The organism is Bradyrhizobium sp. USDA 4353 (genome assembly GCF_054063215.1).
The window spans coordinates 3,020,483-3,042,930 of sequence record NZ_JBSSGB010000001.1 but is presented as its reverse complement, the minus strand read 5'-3'; the positions used below and the strand labels follow the sequence as shown (position 1 = coordinate 3,042,930).

Genomic DNA, 22,448 nt, shown 5'->3' with positions numbered 1-22,448 from the left:
CATGACCGAGCAACGCCCCGAATTCGGCAAGCGCAGGCCGCTCCCACCGCCTCCACCGACGCCGCCGGTGAAGCGCTCCGGCCATGTCGCGCTGCTGCTGATGGGCACGCTCGCGGTCGGCGGCACGGCCTACACGCTGATGCCGCGCCAGCAGAGCTGTCCGCAAGAGGCGGAGACGCCGACGATGGCGGCTGCGCCGCAAACCAGCGAATGCAGCACGCGCCGGTCGAGCAGCGGCGGTGGCGGTGGCGGCGGCAGCGGCTCCGGCCGCTGGGGATTTTCGAGCGGGGATTCGGACTCGCGCGGCGGCGGCAGTTCGTCCCATGTTGCCGAGGCCTCATCCTCTCACGTTTCGCGCGGCGGCTTCGGCGGGTTCGGCCATGGCTTCGGCGGTGGCGGCTGATTTCGGTCGCGACACCGCCGTGAAATCACCGCGTTTGTGATGTCTCTTGGATCCGGATCTTTGACACAGACTCAAAATCATAAAAAACGCGCCTGCCGACTCATCGGAAATCATCCGTTGGCACGTTCGCGCCTGATGGCGCCGACGATGATCACGACTGCCGCGCGCGCGGCGGTCGTGACAGATTCGCCACGCAAACCGTGCGGCTCCTCATCGGAACCGCGCGCCATCAGCAATGGCCGCGTCGTTGCTGGCGCGCTCCGGTCTGCTGCGTGCCTCGTCGCAGGCCGCGGCACGCCTGATTGCGTCCGGAGTTAGCGGAGATGCAGCGCATCCCCTGCCCCGAGCGTGACGACTGGCGGCAGACGGCCGAGCAATGCGGCTTCGACTTCTACGAGCTCGACGGAACGCGCTATTGGGACGAGCGTGCCTACTACGCATTCACGATCGCGGAGATTGAGCTGGGGATCGAGGAGCCGACCGCCGAGATCGAGCAGATGTGCCTCGATCTCGTCGGCAAGGTCGTGGCCGATGAGGCGTTGTTGGAGCGGCTGAAGATTCCGCCGGCCTTCTGGCCGCTGCTGGCGGAGAGCTGGAAGCGGAGAGATGACAGTCTCTACGGCCGGCTCGATCTCAGCTTTCCAGGCTTTCGCGACGGCGGCCGCACGCCGGCGAAGCTGCTCGAATACAATGCGGATACGCCGACCTCAATCTTCGAGGCGGCTGTGTTTCAGTGGACCTGGCTCGAGCAGGCGATCGAGCGGCGAATCATCCCCGGTCGCTCCGACCAGTACAACTCCATCCATGAGCGGCTGATCGAGCGCTGGCGCACGCTGGGCAACGGACGGCGGTTGCACCTGGCGGGAATGACCGGCGAAGCCGAGGACGCGGCCACGCTGGCCTATCTCGCCGATACGGCGGTGCAGGCCGGCTTGTCGACAACGATCCTTGACATCGCCGACATCGGCTGGCGCGACACAGGCGGCGGCTTCGTCGATCTCGACAACAACGACATCGCTCTTGCCTTCAAGCTTTATCCCTGGGAGTGGATGTTCCAGGACGCCTTCGGCGCGAAGCTTTCGCGCGCGCCGACGCAATGGGTCGAACCGCCGTGGAAGGCGATCCTCTCCAACAAGGGCATCCTGCCGCTGCTCTGGCAGATGAACGAAGGGCATCCGAACCTGTTGCCGGCCTATTTCGAGGACGACCCGAAGGCGGCGAGCCTCGGCGCGAGCTTCGTGCGCAAGCCGATCTATTCGCGCGAGGGCGCCAATGTCAGCCTGGTCGCCGACGGCGTGGCCGTGTCGGCGCAGGACGGTCCCTACGGCGCCGAAGGCTTCATCCGCCAGGCGCTGGCGCCGCTGCCGGATTTCGGCGGCGTCTTCCCGGTGATCGGCAGCTGGCTGGTCGCCCATGCGCCCTGCGGGATGTCCATCCGGGAGGATGCAACCCCGATCACCAGTAACCGGTCGCGCTTTTTGCCGCACGCGATCGTGTAGAGCGTTAGCAATAGGCCGCGAAAACGCCTCGACAGGCCGCGCCGGATGGTTAGATAGAGCATGGACGGAACTCCTGGACGCGGCAACAGCGACCGGATGTGAGGCATGACGACCGACAACGCTCAGCTCGAAGGTTTGCGCATCCTGGTCGCCGAGGACGAGGGCCTGATTGCGCTCGAGCTCGAGACGGTGCTGCAGGGGTTCGGGTGCGAGGTGATCGGCCCGGTGTCGCGCGTCGCAGAGGTGCTGCGCGAAGCCGAACGCGGCAACCTCGATGGTGCCTTGCTCGACGTCAATCTGCGCGGCGAGCAGATCTTTGCCATCCTGCCGCAACTGATCGCGCTCGGACTGAGGATCGTCATCACCTCCGGCTACGATGATGCGACCCTGTTCCCGCCGGAATTCCGCAACCTGCCGCGACTCGCCAAGCCGTTCGACGAACGCGCGCTGCGCGCCATGTGCGAGACGGCGTTCACGCGCTCCGCGACGTGACTGATCCGCTGCTGCAACCGCGCCCGCCCTCGACCTCGACCAACTCCCGCAACTTTTGATTGCTGGTTCCGACAAAACTCAATAAGCTTTGTGACGGATTTGTTACTTGTCGGTCCCGGCATTTATAGCCGGCCGAGGCCGTTCCTTGGCTCGGCCATTTGAGCCTTATTGCTAAGCGGAAGAACGAGATCATGGTCAGCAATCGGATTGCAACTACGGCGTCTTGACGCGACGGAATGGACGACATCCGTCGGATAAGTCTCTGGATCAGCCTCGGATCAATTGGATCAGCTTGCGGCCAAGCCGGGCGCCAACCTCGCATCCTCCGCGGCTGGCGCCGGGCGCAGATTGCGCGTGCATATACACGCTGGATAGACATGGTCAGGAGCAGCGCTTGTCGATCATCGAAGACACCGAATTATACGAGACGTGGCTGCGCACGCAATGCAAGGTGGTGGACGAGGACCTCGACGCCAAGCATCGGCGGATGCGCGAGGATCCGTTCGTGTTCCTGCGGGCGACCTATTATCGCTGGGCACGGCGCATCGAGAGGATCGTCCCCGAGATTGCCGAAGCGCCGGCCACGCTGTGCGTGGGCGACATCCATCTGGAAAACTTCGGGACCTGGCGCGACGCCGACGGGCGCTGGGTGTGGGGCGTCAACGATTTCGACGAAGCCGCAATCATGCCCTATGCGTTCGATCTGGTCCGGCTCGCGACCAGCGCCAAGCTCGCGCCGAAGATGGCGATCTCCGGCGGCGATGCCGCGGATGCCATCCTTGAAGGCTACCGCGACGGCTTGAAGACTCCGCGGCCGGCGCTGCTCGACGAGGACGCAATCTGGATCCGCGCCTATGTGAAATGCACTGATCACCGCCGGCGCAAGTTCTGGGACGACATCGACGCGCTCGGGCACGCCAAGTCGCTGCCGGAGCAGGTCCGTCAGTTGCTCGTCGCCAGCCTGCCGGAGGGAGCCGAGAACCCGAAATTCCGTCGCCGCGTCGCCGGCGGCGGCAGTCTCGGGCGCCCACGCTTCGTCGTGGTGGCGAACTGGCGCGGCGGCCACGTGGTCCGCGAGGCCAAGGCGCTGGTGCCTTCCGCCTGGGAATGGAAGCGCGAGGCGCCGCAACAGACGATGCCGAGGTCCAGCTTCATGGATCTATCGACGGGCCTCTATCGTGCGCCTGACCCGTCGCTCGGCGTTCACCCCACCGCCGATGGCGACTATCTTATTCGGCGGCTGTCCGCGGATTCGCGCAAGATCGACCTCGGCAAGGATGGCGGCGCCGACCTCGAGCGCGAGCAGCTACGCGCCATGGGCATCGACCTCGCCTCCATCCATGCGGCCCATGGTGACGCCGCCACACACATTGCCGCCGATCTGAAGCGGCGCGAGCCCGGCTGGCTGCGCCGCGCCGCCCACGCCGCGCGCGACGCGACCGAGAAGGACTACGAGGTGTGGCGCTACAACGGGTGAGCGCCTCGCAGCCCTGGACATGCAGCCCTGGACATGATGCGCGCGTACCGCTCGACGCCCGCGTCGAGCGATCAGTCCGGCTGCACCGCGGACGCCGGCACCTGCTCCGGCATGGTCTCGGCCGTCAGCGCGAATCGCAATGTGCAGCGAATTCCCTCACGAGCGAACGCCAGGTCCGCTTCGCCGTCGAGATCGAAGCGGACGACGCGATCGATCAAGGTGGTGCCGAAGCCGCGGGACCCGTTGCCTTCGATCTCCGGGCCGCCACGCTCGAGCCAGACGAGCTCGAGGCGACGTCGATCGTCGCACAGCCGCCAGTTGATGGTGACCTGGCCGAATGGCGCGGAGAGCGCGCCATATTTCGAGGCATTGGTGGCGAGCTCATGCAGGACCATCGACAGCGGCAGCACCAGCCGCGCCTCCAGCAGCACGGGCGGCCCCTCGATGCTGATGCGGCCTTCGCCGACGCCATAGGGCGCTAGAACCGTCGTCAGCAGCTCGTTGAATCCGATGCCGATCCAGCGCGTCTGGGTCAGGATGTCGTGCGCGATGGAGACCGCCTGGATGCGTCCGGAGAACGCCTTGTTGAAGGCCGGCAGCGACGGCGATGTCCGCAGTGTCTGTCCGGCCACCGACTGCACGATCGCCAGGATGTTCTTGACGCGGTGGTTGAGCTCGGCGACCAGCACGGTCTGCTGCTCCTCGGCGCGCTTGCGCTCGGTGATGTCGGTCAAGGTCACGATCGAGCCGACCGTCTCCTTGGCGTCGTTGACCAGCGGGCCGCCCGACAGCAGGAACGAACGCCCCGACATCCGCTCATCGCGCAGGCGCACCTCGACGCCGTGAAACGGCTTGGTGGCCAGCGCCCGATCGAGGCTCTCGCGCGAAAAGCGCGTCAAGGTGCCCTGCTGGTTTTCACTCAAGGCATCGAGCGGAAACGCTTCTGAGAACAACTGTCCGACCGGAGAGCGTTCGGCGAGCTGCTCGGCCACCCAGCTCGCATGCGTGATACGCCCATCGAGCGCCAGCACGACGACGGCATCGGTCGCCTGCTCCAGGATCGAGCGTGCGAAGCGCTCGGCGCTGGCGACCTCCTCCGCGCGGCGCTGGATCGACATGTCGGTCAGGGTCACCAGCGTGGCGACCACGCCGCCCATCGCCATCTGCCGCATCCAGACCGAGACCGGCAGATCGCCGCCATCGGCACGGCGCAGCTGGGCATCGCTCGCCGCATCGCCGGCGCGCTGCTGCGGCACGGCGCCCGCAAACAGCGAGGCGAAGCTGCGTCCCACCAGTTGCTGCGCATCGAGCCCCGTCAGCGCGCAGAGCCTGGAGTTGACGTAGACGATGCTGCCATCGGCATCGAGCGTCAGCGCACCATCGCTCATTCGCTCGACCAGAACGTGATAGGGCGCGTCCGCGCCCTGCAGCATGATGATTTGCGGGCCGCTCGGGCCCTGCACCACCACGGCATCGACGTTGCCGCGATGAATCGCCTCGACGGTCTCTTCCGCCTCGTTCCGCGGCCGCGCCGCCTGCATTGCGTCCTTGGCCGCCACGAAACCTCCGTTCAGCTCGGTGCGATATCCAGACCGACCAGAACCTTCTCCGCATTGGAGAGGTCGCCGATGATGCGCTTGAGCGGCTCCGGCAATTGCCGGATCAGCGTCGGTATCGCGACGATCTGGTCGCGCTGCGCCAGCGCGGGATCCTTCATCAGATCGATCACCTCGATGGTGTAGCGGCCGGGCAGATGCGTCTCGCAGAGCTTCTTGAGGTTGGCGAGCGCGGCCAGCGATTTCGGCGTCTGGCCCGCGACATAGAGCCGAAGATTGTAGCCATCCTGTTCCATCGGTGCGGCCGTCATTTGCGCGCCGTCATCGGTTGCGGCGAGCCCGCCGCCCGCTTCGACGTGCGGCTCTGCACCAGGGCAATCCGGTCGGCCGAGCGCTGATCCTCACGGGCCGCGCCTTCCAGGTTCAGAAGCTCCATTTCCCCCTCCTCGCTGGCAAGCTGCGCTTTCAGCGTTTCGATCTGCGCCGCGATCTCGCGGCGGCGACGCTCGATCTCCCGCGTGCGGCGTTGCATCTCCTGCGAGCGCAACAGGCGGTCCGCGCGATCCCTGACCTCCTGCGCCACCCGCGCCGATCCCGTGAGCACCCCTTCCGGACCGACATAGACCTCGCGCAACGAGATGCCGTCGCCGCTCATCAGGAACTCGCGCACCTGGTTGGAGTGCGCCATGCCGCGCGACTTCAACAGATAGAGCTGGCGATTGTGCTCGCCATTGCTCTCGCGATTGTAGAGCAGCAGCCAGGTGTCGGTGAGCGAGGAGATCTGCATCTCAGTCGTCGCCGTCTCTGCGCTGCCGGCGCCGAGATTGGTGAACAGCGCGGTGACCCCGCGGGATTTCAGGAAGTCGATCAGCCGCAGTGTCATCGAATGCACGTCGCCGGCAAGCCCGGCCCCCATCAGCGACGAGATCGGATCGACGACGACGGCGGCGGGATCGAACTCCTTCACCTCGCGATGCATCGCCGCGAGGTGGGTCTCGAGCCCGTAGAGGTTGGGACGGCGCGCCGAGAAGCGCAGCAGACCGCGATCCACCCATTGCTGCAGGTCGAGACCGACAGATCTCATGTTGCGCACGATCTGCTGCGGCGATTCCTCGAGCGCGAAGTAGATGCAGCGCTGCCCGGACGCACAGATCGAGTTGGCAAAGTGCGCCGAGACCGTCGACTTGCCGGCGCCGGCCATGCCCGAGATCAGGATGCTCGATCCCTTGTAGTAGCCATGGCCTTCGAGCATCCCGTCGAGATCGGCGATGCCGGTCGAGACCCGCTCCGTCGAGACATCATGCGAAAGCCCCGACGAGGTGATCGGCATCACCGTGATGCCTTCCTGGTCGATGATGAAGGGATATTCGTTGGTGCCGTGCGCCGTGCCGCGATACTTCACGACGCGCAGCCGCCGCGTCGACAGCTGATCGTGAACGCGGTTGTCGAGCAGGATGACGCAGTCGGCGACGTATTCCTCGAGGCCGTAGCGGGTCAGCGTGCCGTCGCCGCGCTCGCCGGTGATGATGGCGGTGACGCCCTTGCTCTTGAGCCATTCGAACAGCCGGCGCAGCTCAGAGCGCAACACGGCCTGATTGTCGAGGCCGCCGAACAGGGTTTCGATGGTGTCGATCACGACGCGCTTGGCGCCGATCGAGTCGATCGCGAAGCCGATGCGGATGAACAGACCGTCGAGGTCGTAATCGCCAGCCTCCTCGATCTCGTTGCGATCGAGATGGATGTGATCGACCAGGATCTTCTTCTGCTCGATCAGCCGCTCGACGTCGTAGCTGAGCGAGCCGACATTCTTGATGAGGTCCTCCGGCTGCTCCTCGAACGCGATGAACACGCCCGGCTCGTCATAGGCGACCGCGCCGTTGTAAAGAAACGTCATGGCGAACAGGGTCTTGCCGCAGCCGGCGGCGCCGCACAACAAGGTCGGCCGGCCCTGTGGCAGGCCACCGAAGGTCACCTCATCGAGGCCGTCGATCCCGGTCGGCGATTTCGCAATGACAGGGAGATCCCGCGCCACGATTCGAGGACGCACGCTCGTTTTCATCAATTTTTCCCCCGCCGTCGAGCGAACACGCTTCGGCCACACCAAGGCGTGAATCGACGCTTGAAGGCGCGAAAGGTTCCCGACGTCGGAAAAGATTTTGCAGTGCGGGTGATCCAACGACAAACGGCCGGCATTTGCGCCGGCCGTTGAAGGACTTAACCGCCAGGCGAGCGATCAGCGCGCCGCCACCACTTTCAGGCCGGGCAGCAGGGCCGCGCCGCCGCGCGGGCTGCGGACGGGGTTGATCTGGTACAGACCCCGCCGCTCCTGATTGGGGCGGAAGGCGTCGGTGATGCCGACGACCGACTCGGCCGCGCCCAGCAACAAGGTGCCGTCCGGCTCCATCACCTTGGCCATCCGCTCGAAGATCGCGGCCTTGGTGTCCTGATCGAAATAGATCAGCACGTTGCGGCAGAAGATCACGTCGAACTTGCCGAGATGCGAGAAGTCGTGCAGCAGATTGAGCTGGCGGTGCTGGACCATGCCGCGGATGTCGGCGCTGAGCTGCCAGAGCTCGCCGAGCTGGGTGAAGTACTTCACCAGGAGCTGGATCGGCAGGCCGCGCTGCACCTCGAACTGGCTGTAGAGGCCAGCCTTGGACTTTTCCAGCACTTCCTGCGACAGGTCGGTGGCGACGATCTCGATCCGCCAGCCGGCCAGCGCGGGTCCGAACTCGCGCAGGCACATCGCGATCGAATACGGCTCCTGGCCGGTCGAGCAGGCCGCGGACCAGATACGCAGGGACCTGCGGCTGGCGCGCGCCTGGATCAGCCCAGGCAAGATGCCCTCGCGGAGATGATCGAACGGAATCTTGTCGCGGAAGAAGAACGTCTCGTTGGTGGTCATCGCCTCGACCACCTGCGTCGTAAGCTGCTCACCGCCGCTCTTCATCTTCTGCACCAGCTCCGGAATGCCCGGGAGGTTGGCGCGACGGGCGAGCGGCAGCAGCCGGCTCTCGACCAGATATTGCTTGTCGGCCGAGAGGTCGAGACCGGACCGCTCCTTCAGGAGCTTACGCAAGAACTCATAGTCCAGGGGGGTCACGAACGGTCTCCAGCAAACAGACGCACCAGCTTCGGCGCGATCTGATTCAAGGGAAGGATGGCCGCACAGATGCCGGCATTGGCGGCCGCGCCCGGCATGCCCCACACCACGCTGGTCGCCTCGTCCTGCGCGATGACACTGCCGCCGGCGGCGACGATGTCCTTGCCGCCGCGCATGCCGTCGGAGCCCATGCCGGTGAGGATCACGGCGAGCGTCGCGCCCTGCCAGATCTCCACCGCGGAGGTGAACAGCGGATCGACGGCCGGCTTGCAGAAATTGACCGGCGGACCATTGTCGAGCGCGATGACGGCGTCAGCCCCGTGCCGCGCGACGCGCATGTGGCGGCCGCCCGGCGCCAGATAGATCTGGCCGGCCTTGATGACCTCGCCGTCGATGGCCTCATGCGCCGGCCTGCGGCTCGAACGCGCCAGATGCTCGGCAAGGATGGTGGTGAAAGTCGGCGGCATGTGCTGCGTGATCAGCACGGGGAAGCGGTCGATGACGGCACCAAGCTCGGTGACGACGGACATCAGCGCCTGCGGACCGCCCGTGGACGAGCCGATCAGCAGCACCTTCGGCATTTGCGAGCTGAACGCGCGGCGCGCCAGCGCCGCGGCGGGCACGGCCGGCGCGACGGGAGCGGCGACCGGTCGCATCGCCGGAGCCGGCCTGAGCTCCTGCACATGCGGCGCGTGAGGGGCGGAGCGACGCGCCTTGGCGCCGAGCGTGCGGATCTTCTGAATCAGATCATGGTGAAAATTGTCTGCAGCCGACGCCTCGCGCGTGCTCTCCGGCTTCGGGATGTAGTCGGCCGCGCCGAGCGACAGCGCCTTGAAGCTGATCTCGGCGTTGCGACGCGTCAGCGTCGACGCCATGATCACCGCGAGGTTCTTCTTCTTGGCCAGCAGCTTCGGCAGCGCCGCGATGCCGTCGAGCTCGGGCATCTCGATGTCGAGCACGGCGACATCGGGATTGACGCGATCGATCTGGTTGACGGCCTCCAGGCCGGTGCGCAGCGACGCCGCCACGACCATATCGGGCTCAGACGCAATCCAGCGCGAGATCATGCCGCGGATGACCACGGAATCGTCCACGACCATCACCCGGAGGGGTTCCTGTCTGGTCGAACTTGGAAAAGAACTGGCCAACGCGACGCTCATAGTTCACCAACAGGACAGAGGCATAGGGCGACCGCAAGCCCGGACGAGCACGGGTCCGCCGGACTGACGGAGATCAGATCAGCCCGACTTCCTGGAATTTCGCCGTCACGATGTCTTTGTCGAACGGCTTCATGATGTACTCGTTGGCGCCGGCATGCAGCGCCCGCGCGATATGCGCGACGTCGTTCTCGGTGGTGCAGAACACCACTTTCGGCGCGTCGCCGCCGGGCATGCGACGGAGATTGCCGAGGAACTCATAGCCGTCCATGACCGGCATGTTCCAGTCGAGCAGCACCGCGTCGGGCAGGCCGCGCTTGCAGATCTCGAGCGCCTGCTCGCCGTCCTCCGCCTCCACGATCTGGAAATCCAGACCTTCCAGGATGCGGCGGGCCACCTTTCGAATGACGCTCGAGTCGTCAACTACCAGACACGTTCTCATTTCAGCCTCTCGGGATCAGGGTCCAAACCGACCGCGCGGGCTCGCGTGGGCGGGCTTACGCTGCGGCTCAGGCCGCCATCTTGTCGGCGGCGAGCTCGAGTACGCGATCGACATCGAGGATGACCATCAGCTGGCCATCGAGGCGATGCACGCCGCCGGCAAGCTTCGCCATGCGCGGATCGAGGTTGACGGGATTTTCCTCCCGGCCCTCCTCGGGCAGCCGCAGCACCTCGCCGATCTGGTCGATCAGGAGGCCGTAGGACTCGCCGCGCAGGTCGACGCCGACGGCCATCGGCGGCTTGCCGTCATCGGCGCGGGCAAGGCCAAGCCGCGCCCGCATGTCGATCACGGTGACGATGCGGCCGCGCAGGTTCAACACGCCGGCAATCTCGGTGGATGACAGCGGCACGCGCGTCACCCGCTCCGGCATGAAAACGTCCTGCACCCGCGAGATCGGCAGGCCGAACAGCTGGCCGCCGATCATTGCGGTGACGTATTCGACGACGGCGCCCTCGGTCGTTTCAATCTTGCTGCTCATGGCACGCTACTCCCCAGCCCTTCCCCGTTACGCCGCACGCTTCGCCGCGTCGGCGCGGGCACGTTCCTCGATCTGTTCCTTGAGCGCCGCGATCAGACCGGGACGGTCGAACTTGGCGATGTAGTCGTAGAGGCCGGCCTGGCGGCCGCGCTCGATCGCCGCCGGCGACACCAGCGACGACACCGCGATGACCGGCAGATGATGCAGGTTCTGGTCCGCGCGAATGGTCTCGGCGAACTCGAAGCCGTTCATCTCCGGCATCTCGATGTCGGTGACGACGATGTCGAAGGTGTGCCCCGAGCGCAGCGTGGCGAGGCCCTCGATGGCCGACGCCGCGGTGCGCACCTTGTAGCCGGCCGACTTCAGCACTGGCGCCAGCATGTTGCGGAAGAACGGCGAGTCGTCGACCAGCAGCACCGACTGCGTCTGTGCTTCCGTCGCCATCTCCTTGCGGATGAACCAGTCGGCGAAGGCCATCGGCAGGAAATGGCCGACGTCGATCACCTCGGTCGCCTGGCCCTTGATCACGGCGGAGCCGAGGATGCCGTCCTTGGCGCCGGAGACCTGGATGTTGAGCCGCTCCTCGACGATGTCGATGATCTCGTCGACGACGAGGCCCATCGCGCGGGTCTCGTCGGCGAACACCAGGATCGGCTGCGATCCCGTGGTCTGCACCGAGACGCCTTCCATCTGCACCAGCGGCATCAGCTGATCGCGGTACTGCACCATGTAGCGGCCGTTCGAGATCTCGATCTTGTCGGCCGCGATCTCCTCCAGCCGCGTGACCAGCGCCAGCGGCACCGCCTTGGGCTGCGCCGTGCCGGCGCGGAACACCAGGAGCGAGGTGAGCTGCTCGCCGCCGACGATGTGATGCGACGAATGCTCGTCGGCCACGGCCTGCGAGGCCGAGCCGGCGGCGCCGAGCGCCTTGGCGATGCCGTTGGGGTCGATGATCATGATGACCGCGCCGTCGCCCAGGATGGTATTGCCCGAGAACATGTCGATGTGACGCAGCTTGGTCGACATCGGCTTGACGACGATTTCCTCGGTGTGGAACACGCAGTCGACCACGATGCCGAAGGTCTGGTTGCCGACCTGTGTGACCACGATGAAGCCGTTCTCGGGATCGGTCGACGAGCCGTCGTCGATCTTCAAGAGCTTCTTCAGATGCATCAGCGGCAGCAGCTTGTTGCGCAGGCGCAGGACGGCCGTGTCCTTGATGCGCTCGATGCGATGCTCGGAGTTGGCGCGCGCACGCACCAGCTCGACGACCGACAGCTGCGGGATCGCGAAGCGGTCGCCGCCGGCCTCGACGATCAGCGCCGAGACGATGGCGAGCGTCAGCGGGATCTTGATGGTGACCGAGGTGCCCTCGCCGGCGACCGACTTGATGTCGATGGTGCCGCCGATCTGGTCGATGTTGGTGCGCACCACGTCCATGCCGACGCCGCGGCCCGAGACCGAGGTGACGGCAGCCGCGGTCGAGAAGCCCGGCTCGAAGATGAACTTGTGGATCTGCGCTTCCGTCATCTTCTCGAGCTCGGCCTCGGTGACGAGACCATTCGCCAAGGCCTTGGCCTTGATGCGCTCGGTGTTGAGGCCGCGGCCGTTGTCGGCGATGCAGATGATGATGTGACCGCCTTCATGATAGGCGGAGAGACGGATCGTGCCCTGGTCGGGCTTGTTGGCGGCGGCGCGCTCGGCCATCGTCTCCAGGCCGTGATCGGCGGAGTTGCGCACCATGTGGGTGAGCGGATCCTTGATCAGGTCGAGCACCTGGCGGTCGAGCTCGGTGTCCGCGCCGTGCATCTCGAGCTCGATCTGCTTGCCGAGCTCGGTCGCGAGATCGCGGACGATGCGCGGCAGCTTCTGCCAGGCATTGCCGATCGGCTGCATGCGCGTCTTCATGACGCCCTCCTGCAGCTCGGCGGTGACGTTGGAGAGGCGCTGCAGCGGCACCTTGAACTCGGTGTCCTCGTTGCGGCGGGCGATCTCCAAGAGCTGGTTGCGCGTCAGCACGAGCTCCGAGACCATCGTCATCAGATGTTCGAGCGTGTCGACATTGACGCGGATCGACTGGTTGGCGACCTTGTCGCTCTCCTGCACCTCGCCATCGGCATTGGCCTTCGGCCGCGCCGCCTTCTTCGGCGCTTCGGCCTTGGTCTCAGGCTTGGCTTCCGCCTTTGCAGGCTCAGCCTTGGCGACGGCTGCCGGCGCAGCAGGTTTGGGCTCGGGCGCCTTCTCATGCGCCGGCGGGGTCTCGATCGCGGTCTCGCGGAAGGCGCGCTCCAGCTCGTCGAGCGAGACCTCGCCCGGACGCAGCGGACGCTCCAGCGTCTGATCGATCAGCTTGCCCTGCGTCACCGCAGGCGCCGGCGGTGCTGCGGGAGCAGCGGGAACGAGCGGCGGCGCGGCTTCGCCTGCGGCCATCGCGGCCATGCCACGCTCGACCATCGCCTCGAGCTCGCTGATCAGGTCGCGGTCCTCGCCCTCGGGCTCGGACTCATTGGCTTCGAGCTGCGCCAGCAGATCTTTAATGCGGTCGATGGTGGTCAGGATCAGCGTCACGGCCTCGCCGGTGACCGGCATGCCGTCGCGGAATTTGCCCATCAGGGTTTCGGCGGCGTGCGCCAGCGCTTCCAGCCGCGGGAGGCCGAGGAAGCCGCAGGTCCCCTTGATCGTGTGCACCAGGCGGAAGATGTTATCCAGGATCTTGGCGTTGTTCGGCTCCTGCTCGAACCGCACCAACTGATTATCGACGGTATCCAGGCTCTCGCTGGTCTCCGTCAGAAACTCACGCAACAGGTCATCCATGAAACTGGCCTTCGCACGCAACGGAGCGCGACATGCCGCGCCCTTCAAACCGTGGCCAGTTTCGGTCCAAAGCGTTTAATATTAGTTGAGTAAGCGCAAATGAACGGACTCAACAAAGAGATAAGATGTGTCGGGACAAATCCGGACACATCGCTAAGACTTGCTTAACCATGGTAAACGGTTTCAGGCGCTTATCGACGACAAGACGTCGCAGGATCGACGCGTGCTGATCGCGATCAGGCCGCCTGCACCACCATCGCAGCGCCGTCCGCGGCGAGCGTCACCTTCAGCCCGCAGGCCTCGGCGAGCAGGCGGGTGTAGTAAGGCTGCACCGCATGGGCGTCGATCGTCGCCTGCAGCTCGCCACCGAGAATGTTGACGATGTTCTGCGGCAGCCGCGCGTTGAGGCCGGTGGCGGCGACGCGGAAGCTCATCGCCTCGCCCTCGCCGACCGGATCGACCGTCAGCATGCCGCCGCGCGGGATCGTCTGCTGCGCCACCACCATCATGTTGAGCAGCAGCTTGACCCGGTTCTTCGGCAGCAGCAGCCGCGGCAGATTCCAGGTGATCGAGGTCTTGGCATCCTCGATGTGGCCGCGCGCCATGGTCTGCGCATCGCCGAGATCGATCTGCGCGCCGGCCGAGCCGGCCGCGCCAAAGGCGAGGCGGCAGAACTGCAGCCGGGCGGATGCGGTCTTGGCGCTCTTGCGGATCAGCTCCAGCGCAAAGTCGCGATCCTCGGGCTTCGGATTGTCGTCGAGCACCTCGAGGCCGTTGACGATGGCGCCGACCGGACTAATCAGGTCGTGACAGACCTTGGAGCAGAGCAGAGCGGCAAGTTCGAGCGTATCGGGAGCGGGAATCGGATTGGCGATCTCGGAAGAGGACGTGCCGGACATTCGATGTTCCTGAAATCCGCGAACTTGGACGAATCATGCTTGCGTTAACGCTTGATACACTGCGAAAGCAGGGACCGCCACCGAGCTGAGGGCAGGACACGGGAAAGTACGTGGCGGTTTTCCCCGGCAAAAAGCTGCTCAATATGCGTGCGAATGGCCGTATCCGGATGCGCCGGGGCGGCCGACCAGAACGAGGACTCGAATGATGCAAGCTGCGCAGGGAACGGCCGAGCAGAGCGTGGCGCGATGACGGGCCAGACCGCAGGCACTCTCGGGGTCGACGCCGCCGCAGCGCTGATGACGCCGCTCACCGAGCTCGTCGTCGAGGCGGCGCAGGCGATCCTGGCGGTGAACCGCCGCGCGATGGCCGTCACCGACAAATCCGACGGCTCCCCGGTCACCGAGGCCGACCTCGCTGCCGACCGGGTCATCGCCGAGGGCTTGGCCCGGCTGGCGCCGGACATACCCGCTCTCTCGGAAGAGCGGGTCGGACACAGTGCCGCGCCGTTCAAGGGCAGCTTCTTCCTGATCGACCCGCTCGACGGCACCAAGGAGTTCGTCGCCGGCCGCGGCGAGTTCACCGTCAATCTGGCGCTGGTCACCGACGCCAGCCCCCTGCTCGGCATCGTCTGCGCGCCCGCGATCGGCCTGATCTGGCGCGGCCTGGTCGGCCGCGGCGCCGAGCGGCTGTCGTTTACGGATGCCGGCTTGACCGAGCCGGTGCCGATTCGCACCCGGCGGATGCCCGCGCCGGGCGAGCCCTGGGTGGCGGCGGTCAGCCGCTCGCATGGCGATGCCCGCAGCGAGGCCTTCATCGCGGCGCGCCCCGGCGCGGAGCGGCTGGCGCTGGGCTCGGCGGTGAAGTTCGGCCGGCTCGCCGAGGGGCTGGCGGACATCTATCCGCGGCTCGGCCCGACCTCGGAATGGGACGTCGCGGCGGGCCACGCCGTGGTGGTGGCGGCCGGCGGCACGGTCACCAGCGAGGCCGGCACGCCGCTCCGCTATCGCGAGCGCGCCGACAGCTTCATCGTGCCGTCCTTCATCGCCTGGGGCGATCCCGGCGCGGTGAGGCCGGTCTGAACGGCCTATTGCGGCAGATCGTCCTGCAGCGCCGGCCAGCGCGCCTCTGCCTTGGCGAGATAGCGACCGGGATCGGCCTTGAAGGCATCCCGGCTCTCCTCGCGATTGAACAGGAACAGCCGGTCCTCGACCACGGCGAAGAAGCGCGGATTGCCGGCCACCGTAACCCCGCGCGCGACGTCGGTCGGGTCATAGCCGCCGAATTGCGGGCCATAGACCTCCGGATGGGCCAGGAAGGAGGCGCGGTTGCCCTCGTTGCGGAACCGCCAGACCACCCCGCCCTGCGCCGCCTCGAAGTCGGCCTCGCCCATCAAGGCCTGACCGTCGACGAAATAGGACACCGGGTCGAAGCCGTCGATCGCCAGCCCGCTGTAGCGGTTGGCGATGATCCGCTGGGTGGTGGCGGCCGGCACGCCCGACGGCAGCAACAGGGAAATGAGGGCGACGGCGGCGATTACGCGGCGAAAACGCGGCTTTGAGCCGCTCTGGTGTCCTTGTTGCCGTTGTGCGGTCATAGTTCGTGCCGATAACATGGGACTGGCAGGGGCGATGCCCCTCGTCCGACCATCGCCGGATGTGGTTGGCGTCTGGTTAAGGTCACGGTCGGGCCGCCGATAGCAGGGGATTTTCCATCGATGAGTTTCGCAATCCGCCTCGCCGCCACGACGTTCGCGGCCTTGACGGCCCTGACCGCGTCGGTTGCCGCGCAGCAGGCCCCCCCGCCGGCGCAACCCTATCAGGGCGCGCCGCCCTATCAGGCTGCGCCGCCCCCTTATCAGCAGCCAGCGCCGCCGCCGCGCCCGGCGCCGAGCCCGGACAGCTTCAATCCGGACGAGCTGGTCAATGCCGGCCACCGCTTCTTCGGCAACGTCTCGCGCGGCCTCGCCTCCGTGATCGAGCGCGCGGTCAGCCAATGGGGCCTGCCGAACGGCTACATCCTGGGCGAGGAAGGCGCCGGCGCGTTCGTCGCCGGTCTCCGCTACGGCGAAGGCACGCTGTACACCAAGAATGCCGGCGACCTCCGCGTCTACTGGCAGGGTCCCTCGCTCGGCTTCGACTGGGGCGGCGACGGCGCCCGCACCATGACGCTGGTGTATAATCTGCCGGCCACCAGCGCGATCTACCAGCGCTTCGTCGGCATCGACGGCTCGGCCTACATCGTCGGCGGCTTCGGCATGACGGCGCTGACCGCCAACAACATCGTGCTGGTGCCGATCCGGTCCGGCATCGGCCTGCGGCTCGGCGCCAATGTCGGCTATCTCAAGTTCACCCCGAACTCGACCTGGAACCCGTTCTGATACGGGCTGAGACCGCCAACTGGTACCGTTGAGACACGCTCTCCCGTGACGGATCAAGGTTAACACGGCATTGGGCTGGCAATGAATCAGCCCGCCGTGCATTGTGATTCCGTTAATCATTTCGGACCGGGAGTTGTGCGTCATGGTCGAGCCGATCATGTATTTTGCGATCGGTTTTCTGATCGCCATGCTCTGTGCCCTCATGATCGTGCCGCTGGTGCACAATCGTGCGGTACGGCTGACGACGCGCCGGCTGGAAGCGGCCACGCCGCTCTCGATGGCCGAGATCCAGGCCGACAAGGACCAGTTACGCGCGGAGTTCGCGATGTCGGCGCGGCGGCTGGAGATGAGCGTCGACGCGCTCAAAAACAAAGCCACCGGCCAGCTCGCCGATCTCGGCAAGAAGACCGACGCCATCAACCGCATGAAGATCGAGCTCGGCGAGAAGAACGCCGCGATCTTCGCCCTGGAAGCGCGCGAGAAGGCGCTGAAGGATCAGCTCCGCGCGACGGAAGAAGAGTTCGCCGCCAAGACCGAGGCGCTGCGCGCCGCCGAGCAGGCGCTAAAGGAGAAGCAGGCCGAGCTGGTCCGCCTCACCGCCGAGCTCAATGACAAGTCGATGCTCGCCGACAGCCGCCAGGTCGAGCTGGTCACGGTGAAGACCCAGGTCGAGGAGCTGCGCACCCGCGTCGCCGACGCCGAGAAGGAATTCTCCGCCACCCAGGCCCGCCTGGCGCTGGAGCGCGACGAATCCGACACCGCGACCAAGGCGCTCAATGACGCCCGCGCCCGCGTCGAGAACCTCAGCCAGCGCGTCACCGAGCTCGACCGCCAGTTGATCGTCCAGGTCAAGGAGGCCGAGATGCTGGCATCTCGTGTGGCCGACCTCGAAGGCCGGCTGTCGACCCAGGGCAAGCTGCTCGCTGAGCGCGATTTCGAGAACAACCAGCTGCGAGAGGCCAATGCCGCCGCCGACCGCGCGCTGAAGGAGCTGCGCGAGGAGCTGGCCGGAATGGGCAGCGGCAAGTCCGCCGCCTTCGACCGGCTGAAGTCGGAGAAGGCTGCGCTCGAAGAGCAGCTCCAGGCCGCCCGCGACGAGCGCGCCAAGCTGCAGCGCGAGATGAATGCGATCCAGCAGCAGGCCGAAAGCACCTGGGCCCAGGAGCGCATGGAGAACGCGCTGCTCCGTGAGCGCATCAACGACATCGCCGCTGAAGTGGCCAAGCTTGCGATGCAGATCGAGGGCCCGAACTCGACCATCGAGGCCATGCTCGCCGCGGAGCCCGCCGCTAAGCCCGCGAATGCCAACGGCGCTCCCGCAGCCGCGGCGGCCCCCGGCGCTCCCCAGGGCGGCACCCTCGCCGACCGCATCCGCGCGCTGCAGTCTCATGCCTCGCGGGCCCGGCAGATCGGGGCTTAATGGCGGAACGGTCCGACGCCTGAATTGGTCCTCCCCTCGGGGAGGATCAGCGCGAAACGATCTATTTCGGTCCCTTCGAGGCGGGCTGGCACCCCACCCGCAGTTTTCCTCGTCCCGGACTCCGCAAATCCTTGACACCCCCCACCCGCGCTTCGTAAATCGCGGGCTCCGACGGACTGCTTCGGCAGCTGCCTTGAGGCCTCACGGCCGGCAGCCACCAGGATCCGGGCGCATAGCTCAGCGGGAGAGCGTTCCCTTCACACGGGAGAGGTCCAAGGTTCGATCCCTTGTGCGCCCACCATCCAGGCCAGATCACTCAGGAACTTATCGGATCGTTTCCCCAACGATGTGCCCGCGCTTCGCCGGGCCACAATCTGGGCACGCGATCAATCTGAGCGCCTGGCCATCATCTCGTTGGCCCCAGTCGCACCTGCCGAACCATCAAGCAGAGGCGCTCCGCAAGACGCTGGAGCGTGCGGTTGCGGATGGCGGACATAATCTCAGCTTGGCATTCTCGTCCTCGATAGCCCATTGAGCCGCTTCGCCTCGGAGGAGGAGGTCCTCACGGGCAGGTCAGCGTGTCGCATGACATGAGAAACAGCCGGCCGTTCTGCACGAGGCGTCAGCCTTTCATCAGTAGCGATTCATGCGAAGCGTGGGGATCTTGAGCGGTTGGGCGGCCAGCGCGTAAGTGAGGTTTTGTTGCGCAACCTTCTCGTGACTGCGCAGCACACCGATGATCTTCTGATGGTCGGTTGTGAAGAGCAGTTTGCTCTCGAGCGCTTGGTCGACCTCGGGTTTGGTCTTGGTGGAGGACGTCAGGCCATAGGCGAAAATGTGACGGACGACGGGTTCGACCTGGATGCCGGGCTTCTCGGCGCCGGTGTCGTTCATGACGGCATCGGTGCTCCAGAAATTGTCGCCGTCGAAGAAAATCATCGGCGTCATGTCTTCGAGTTTTTTGACGTAGTAGTTGCGTTCGACATCCTGGAAAATCTCGCGCAGCGTCCCGCCGCCGCCGCGGCCATAGATGATCCCGGCGCGGGAGTTGTTGACGAGTGCTTCTTCGCGCAGGCTGTTCTGGAAATACTTCGCATAATGCGTAGCGAATGGCATGGTGGGCTCCGCGCCGTACAGCCAAGTCGGTATGGCAAGGCTGACGGGAAGAATGGAAGGGGCCTTGGCGCGGACTTCGAGGCCGACTTTGAGCCACTCGCGCGCCTGAGCAATGGCCTCCAGCTTGTCACGTTTGACGGTCCAGTCGGGCTCGAACAGCTCATCGAGCGAAGGGGCCTTGGGCACCTTGCTGATCATGCCGATCGCGTCGTCGAGCGGACCGGAGGTCTCGGCGGCTGAAAAGGCAACGCCGAGATGGGCAGCTTCCATCACACCCGGTCCGCCGCCGGTGACGAGCAGAAAGCCTGCATGGGCAAGATCGCGCGCAAGATGCGCAATGGCTTTATAGGCGGCGTGGTCACGAGTCAGGCCGTGACCACCCATAATGCCGACCAAGGGTCGTTGCACGGTTTTGAGGAAGACCCGCAGGGCGTCGGCGATTGCGGCATCATGTTCGGCTTGAGCCGCCCGGATCGCAAGCGTCGCAGGCAAGGGCCCGCCATTCATGGCGAACTCCCTGTAGATCGCAAAATCCTGCGAGAGGGTGTACCCCATCTTGTCCCATGGATTGAAGCCGCCCAGCAGGTCGTCGGCCGTATAGAGTTGGCGAGGTATGACGGTCATGGCGCCCTCCTGCTTGGGTCAAACTCTCTATGCGTGGACCAGCTTGACTACGGCTCGAACTTGCCGCTCTCGACCATCTCATCGAGGCTCAGGCTCGGCACGAAATTGTGGTCATTGCGGTAGATCGGCTGAAGCTCGTCCTCGGTGTATTCGCGGATCTTGGCCTTCGGGATGCTAGCTCCACCGCCCGCCTTCCAGGCGGAGCTCCACAAAGCGGCGAGCACCTGGACGCTATCGGCGAGGGATTCGATGGTGGCTTTCCTGATCTTTGGATTGGCCCAGAGCGCGGCGGCGCGATCGGGGACGCTCTCGCTTGGATCGTCGGCCTTGATAATGGTCAGGGGCGCGAGGCGCTTCTGTGCGGCTGCCATCAGGCTGATGACAGCCTGAGCAGCACCATGCCCGTTGTCAACGAGCTCGGGCTCCTCGCGGCGTCCAAGCTCCTCATCGACATTCGCGAGGGCGGTTGCCGTGTCGACCTCCAGCATATTCTCTTCATAGATGCCGTGGATTTTGGCCTCGGCGCTGTCCTTGAACTGCTGGAATTCCTTACTGTCACGCGGCAGCGGGTAGTTGCGGCCATGGAGTTTGCGCATCGGCGGCACGCCATGGTGAAGATAGGAGCAATGGAGCGGCTGGGAGGCGTCTCCGACATAGTGCGCCATGACCCCGGCGGCGGCGACAAAGCGCAGCACGTCCTTGGCCTGGAGATAGGCCACCATGGCGTCCCATATCTGCCAGACCCGGAAGGGCAGCGTGCCTTCTTCCGGCCCGACCTCGGCCTGGGCAAAACCGTCGAAATACTCCTTCCAGCGACTGGCGGCGATATTGGCCGGGTCCTGGACGCAGCGCGCGAGCATTGAGGGCCCGCCGTCGATGTCCTCGATATCGATATCAGCGAAGTGCTGAATGGGCTCGTACTGCCGCCAACTGTGAACCCAGACATAGTCGGGCACATCCGCCAGTGGCACGAACCCGTCGCGTCCGACCCGGAACTGCTTGCCCTGGGAGATGGTCTCGTCCGGGAAGCCGATACGGACCTGATTGAGTTTCATGAGGCGCTCAAGATCGCCTTTCAACTGATCGCAGGCTTTCCAGCCGATCGAAAAATGTCCGACCTTGCCCCAATATTCGTCATGACCCAGGCTCCAGTTCCGGATCACCTCGACATCGAGGGTTCGGCAGATGGTCGAGAGAAACGAGCCCAGCGCATAGGCGCTCTTCTGGCCGTCACTGCCGCGAATCCGTTGCCCGCCCCATTGCATGGCCAGCGGCCGAAGCCGCCTCGCACGGACGCCGCGCTCGGCGGTGGCGGCCTGCAGGTTGAGATCCTCGTTGGCCTCCTCAGGCCGTGGTTTGGACGGCGGATCGTAGAACCACAACGTGCCGGAATCGCCTGGCCTGGTCAGCGGATGGTCGACTTTAGGGTTTTTCTCCTGCCCCTTCTTGTCGTTGCGGCGAGGGCCGATCAGCATGTCGGTGACGTGTTCCTGTCCGCCGACCACCTCGTACCGGAAGAACAGCGCCCTCACCTCTCCCTCGATGACGCCGCTGACGCCACCAAAGGCACGCACCGGACAACTGATCATGTCGAGCGTGATGGAGTGTTCGGTGGCATCGTACAGTTCGCCGATTTCACCGATGCCGAAGGCCTGTGAGGTCCAGTCATTGATGTTGTTGATCTTGACGAGCCCGGCATCGAGCGTGAGGAGGGAGCTCTGTTGTCCCCGGAGCGGGAATGCGGCTGCCATGGGTTCGCGGTCGACGGCAATATCAGCCGTAGTCCCGACGGGCTCATAGGCTCCGCGGATATAGGCCTTTACGGTTTCGCCGTCGCCGCCCGCAACGTGCCGGTTAGTCAGAGCGTAGTAAGAGCCGCCCTTGCGTACGAGGCATGCAAAGGTGCCGAGGGATTGTTGACCCTGATGCTCGCGGAGGCAAGCATAGCCGCCGCCGAGCATATGACTGGCGTGAAACGGTCCTTCGGCGGGCGCCGGCGGCTCCTCATCAGGTGGGGCCTCGATCACACAGGTCGGCACCACGCGGCCATCGGGAAGATACAGCGTCGGCGGCACGATCTCGCTGCCAAGCTGATGCGGTTGTTTCCAGTGCCGCACAAAAACGAGCACCGCTGGCCATGACCAGGGCCGAATGACGGAATTGGCCAATGTGCGGGGCGCCGTGATCCTGGCGACATCCTTGGGACGCGGGCGGTCCGGTGGATGCTGGGCGTACCAGTCGTCCTGATGAATACAATAGCGACCAACGGCGGTCGCGATGACATTGTCGAGTTGCGACAGGTAGACGTGGTACGCCTCCCGCGCATCGAGAAGATCCTTCAGCGATAGGGAGGCGTAGTCCCGCCGCGGCGGGAAGATCGCCTTGGTTCCGATCGGCTTTCGGGTTTGCGTGGCCATGGTGCCCTGCGTGGGACCTGGCGCCGGCTTCTTGCTCATCGAAATCGCTCCGGAAAATTCGGTAGCGCAAGGCTGCAGAAGAAAGGCTGAAGAAGAATTGGGAGATGATCGGG

General features: G+C 65.4%; 19 protein-coding genes and 1 tRNA gene. 8 read left to right on the top strand and 12 right to left on the bottom strand.

The genetic code is table 11. The features are described from left to right. The first annotated feature begins 1 nt into the window (after position 1). From ACVILH_RS13445 to ACVILH_RS13430, 4 genes are all read left to right on the top strand, one after another. A complete protein-coding gene (locus tag ACVILH_RS13445) occupies positions 2 to 403 on the top strand; it encodes a hypothetical protein (protein ID WP_456713316.1) in 402 nt (133 codons plus the stop codon). 323 nt (positions 404 to 726) lie between these two features. Then, a complete protein-coding gene (locus tag ACVILH_RS13440; RefSeq protein WP_456713315.1) occupies positions 727 to 1,902 on the top strand; it encodes a glutathionylspermidine synthase family protein in 1,176 nt (391 codons plus the stop codon). Between the two features lie 105 nt (positions 1,903 to 2,007). Further along, positions 2,008 to 2,394 carry a response regulator gene (locus ACVILH_RS13435; protein ID WP_456713314.1) on the top strand — a complete coding sequence of 129 codons (387 nt, stop codon included), beginning with the start codon at positions 2,008 to 2,010 and terminating at the stop codon, positions 2,392 to 2,394. A gap of 394 nt (positions 2,395 to 2,788) precedes the next feature. Further along, complete coding sequence (locus ACVILH_RS13430) at positions 2,789 to 3,871, top strand: DUF2252 family protein (protein ID WP_456713313.1); 1,083 nt, start codon at positions 2,789 to 2,791, stop codon at positions 3,869 to 3,871. 71 nt (positions 3,872 to 3,942) lie between these two features. Here ACVILH_RS13430 and ACVILH_RS13425 read toward each other — a convergent pair whose 3' ends face one another. The 9 genes from ACVILH_RS13425 to chpT form a co-directional block, all read right to left on the bottom strand. Continuing rightward, entirely contained in the window at positions 3,943 to 5,430 is a 1,488-nt protein-coding gene (locus ACVILH_RS13425) for a sensor histidine kinase (RefSeq protein ID WP_456713312.1), read from the bottom strand. 11 nt (positions 5,431 to 5,441) lie between these two features. Then, positions 5,442 to 5,738, bottom strand: coding sequence for a circadian clock KaiB family protein (locus tag ACVILH_RS13420; protein ID WP_012046401.1), 297 nt, complete (start codon positions 5,736 to 5,738; stop codon positions 5,442 to 5,444). Continuing rightward, entirely contained in the window at positions 5,735 to 7,486 is a 1,752-nt protein-coding gene (gene kaiC, locus ACVILH_RS13415) for a circadian clock protein KaiC (RefSeq protein ID WP_456713311.1), read from the bottom strand. The genes ACVILH_RS13420 and kaiC overlap by 4 nt, the downstream gene beginning before the upstream one ends. 174 nt (positions 7,487 to 7,660) lie before the next feature. Continuing rightward, a complete protein-coding gene (locus ACVILH_RS13410) occupies positions 7,661 to 8,530 on the bottom strand; it encodes a CheR family methyltransferase (RefSeq protein WP_456713310.1) in 870 nt (289 codons plus the stop codon). Beyond that, a complete protein-coding gene (locus ACVILH_RS13405; protein WP_456713309.1) occupies positions 8,527 to 9,690 on the bottom strand; it encodes a protein-glutamate methylesterase/protein-glutamine glutaminase in 1,164 nt (387 codons plus the stop codon). The genes ACVILH_RS13410 and ACVILH_RS13405 overlap by 4 nt, the downstream gene beginning before the upstream one ends. 73 nt (positions 9,691 to 9,763) lie before the next feature. Then, positions 9,764 to 10,129: a response regulator gene (locus tag ACVILH_RS13400; RefSeq protein ID WP_006613312.1), complete on the bottom strand. Its 366-nt coding sequence runs from the start codon at positions 10,127 to 10,129 to the stop codon at positions 9,764 to 9,766. A 67-nt stretch (positions 10,130 to 10,196) separates the two neighbouring features. Next, a complete protein-coding gene (locus ACVILH_RS13395) occupies positions 10,197 to 10,667 on the bottom strand; it encodes a chemotaxis protein CheW (protein ID WP_456713308.1) in 471 nt (156 codons plus the stop codon). 27 nt (positions 10,668 to 10,694) lie between these two features. Next, on the bottom strand, positions 10,695 to 13,481 hold the full coding sequence (locus ACVILH_RS13390; protein ID WP_456713307.1) for a hybrid sensor histidine kinase/response regulator: 2,787 nt from the start codon (positions 13,479 to 13,481) through the stop codon (positions 10,695 to 10,697). Between the two features lie 236 nt (positions 13,482 to 13,717). Further along, positions 13,718 to 14,380: a histidine phosphotransferase ChpT gene (gene chpT, locus ACVILH_RS13385; RefSeq protein WP_456713306.1), complete on the bottom strand. Its 663-nt coding sequence runs from the start codon at positions 14,378 to 14,380 to the stop codon at positions 13,718 to 13,720. A 246-nt stretch (positions 14,381 to 14,626) separates the two neighbouring features. On the opposite strand from chpT, the gene cysQ reads away from it, so the two are divergent. Beyond that, positions 14,627 to 15,460 (top strand): 3'(2'),5'-bisphosphate nucleotidase CysQ, encoded by an 834-nt coding sequence (gene cysQ / locus ACVILH_RS13380; RefSeq protein ID WP_456713305.1) that lies wholly within the window; start codon positions 14,627 to 14,629, stop codon positions 15,458 to 15,460. A gap of 5 nt (positions 15,461 to 15,465) precedes the next feature. On the opposite strand, the gene ACVILH_RS13375 is transcribed toward cysQ, so the two are convergent. Further along, positions 15,466 to 15,975: a YHS domain-containing (seleno)protein gene (locus tag ACVILH_RS13375; RefSeq protein WP_456713304.1), complete on the bottom strand. Its 510-nt coding sequence runs from the start codon at positions 15,973 to 15,975 to the stop codon at positions 15,466 to 15,468. 120 nt (positions 15,976 to 16,095) lie between these two features. On the opposite strand from ACVILH_RS13375, the gene ACVILH_RS13370 reads away from it, so the two are divergent. The 3 genes from ACVILH_RS13370 to ACVILH_RS13360 all read left to right on the top strand — a co-directional run bounded on the left by ACVILH_RS13370 (position 16,096) and on the right by ACVILH_RS13360 (position 18,479). Continuing rightward, on the top strand, positions 16,096 to 16,758 hold the full coding sequence (locus tag ACVILH_RS13370; RefSeq protein ID WP_456713303.1) for a DUF1134 domain-containing protein: 663 nt from the start codon (positions 16,096 to 16,098) through the stop codon (positions 16,756 to 16,758). 142 nt (positions 16,759 to 16,900) lie between these two features. Continuing rightward, a complete protein-coding gene (locus ACVILH_RS13365; protein ID WP_456713302.1) occupies positions 16,901 to 18,178 on the top strand; it encodes a hypothetical protein in 1,278 nt (425 codons plus the stop codon). 226 nt (positions 18,179 to 18,404) lie between these two features. Continuing rightward, a tRNA-Val gene (locus ACVILH_RS13360) sits at positions 18,405 to 18,479 on the top strand. Between the two features lie 332 nt (positions 18,480 to 18,811). On the opposite strand, the gene ACVILH_RS13355 is transcribed toward ACVILH_RS13360, so the two are convergent. Continuing rightward, the gene (locus tag ACVILH_RS13355; RefSeq protein WP_456713301.1) at positions 18,812 to 19,918 is read right to left on the bottom strand and encodes an SLOG cluster 4 domain-containing protein; all 1,107 of its coding nucleotides are present in this window, start codon (positions 19,916 to 19,918) and stop codon (positions 18,812 to 18,814) included. Positions 19,919 to 19,965: 47 nt separating this feature from the next. Beyond that, complete coding sequence (locus ACVILH_RS13350) at positions 19,966 to 22,374, bottom strand: hypothetical protein (RefSeq protein ID WP_456713300.1); 2,409 nt, start codon at positions 22,372 to 22,374, stop codon at positions 19,966 to 19,968. Between the last annotated feature and the right edge of the window lie 74 nt (positions 22,375 to 22,448).

Excerpts from the sequence above, each read along its gene's own strand:
- ACVILH_RS13395 (WP_456713308.1), bottom strand. The coding sequence starts at position 10,667 with ATGAGCAGCAAGATTGAAACGACCGAGGGCGCCGTCGTCGAATACGTC.
- chpT (WP_456713306.1), bottom strand. The coding sequence starts at position 14,380 with ATGTCCGGCACGTCCTCTTCCGAGATCGCCAATCCGATTCCCGCTCCC.
- ACVILH_RS13405 (WP_456713309.1), bottom strand. The coding sequence starts at position 9,690 with ATGAGCGTCGCGTTGGCCAGTTCTTTTCCAAGTTCGACCAGACAGGAA.
- ACVILH_RS13420 (WP_012046401.1), bottom strand. The coding sequence starts at position 5,738 with ATGACGGCCGCACCGATGGAACAGGATGGCTACAATCTTCGGCTCTAT.
- ACVILH_RS13445 (WP_456713316.1), top strand. The coding sequence starts at position 2 with ATGACCGAGCAACGCCCCGAATTCGGCAAGCGCAGGCCGCTCCCACCG.
- kaiC (WP_456713311.1), bottom strand. The coding sequence starts at position 7,486 with ATGAAAACGAGCGTGCGTCCTCGAATCGTGGCGCGGGATCTCCCTGTC.
- ACVILH_RS13400 (WP_006613312.1), bottom strand. The coding sequence starts at position 10,129 with ATGAGAACGTGTCTGGTAGTTGACGACTCGAGCGTCATTCGAAAGGTG.
- ACVILH_RS13375 (WP_456713304.1), bottom strand. The coding sequence starts at position 15,975 with ATGACCGCACAACGGCAACAAGGACACCAGAGCGGCTCAAAGCCGCGT.
- ACVILH_RS13440 (WP_456713315.1), top strand. The coding sequence starts at position 727 with ATGCAGCGCATCCCCTGCCCCGAGCGTGACGACTGGCGGCAGACGGCC.
- ACVILH_RS13365 (WP_456713302.1), top strand. The coding sequence starts at position 16,901 with ATGGTCGAGCCGATCATGTATTTTGCGATCGGTTTTCTGATCGCCATG.
- ACVILH_RS13355 (WP_456713301.1), bottom strand. The coding sequence starts at position 19,918 with ATGACCGTCATACCTCGCCAACTCTATACGGCCGACGACCTGCTGGGC.
- ACVILH_RS13370 (WP_456713303.1), top strand. The coding sequence starts at position 16,096 with ATGAGTTTCGCAATCCGCCTCGCCGCCACGACGTTCGCGGCCTTGACG.
- ACVILH_RS13390 (WP_456713307.1), bottom strand. The coding sequence starts at position 13,481 with ATGGATGACCTGTTGCGTGAGTTTCTGACGGAGACCAGCGAGAGCCTG.
- ACVILH_RS13435 (WP_456713314.1), top strand. The coding sequence starts at position 2,008 with ATGACGACCGACAACGCTCAGCTCGAAGGTTTGCGCATCCTGGTCGCC.
- ACVILH_RS13350 (WP_456713300.1), bottom strand. The coding sequence starts at position 22,374 with ATGAGCAAGAAGCCGGCGCCAGGTCCCACGCAGGGCACCATGGCCACG.
- cysQ (WP_456713305.1), top strand. The coding sequence starts at position 14,627 with ATGACGGGCCAGACCGCAGGCACTCTCGGGGTCGACGCCGCCGCAGCG.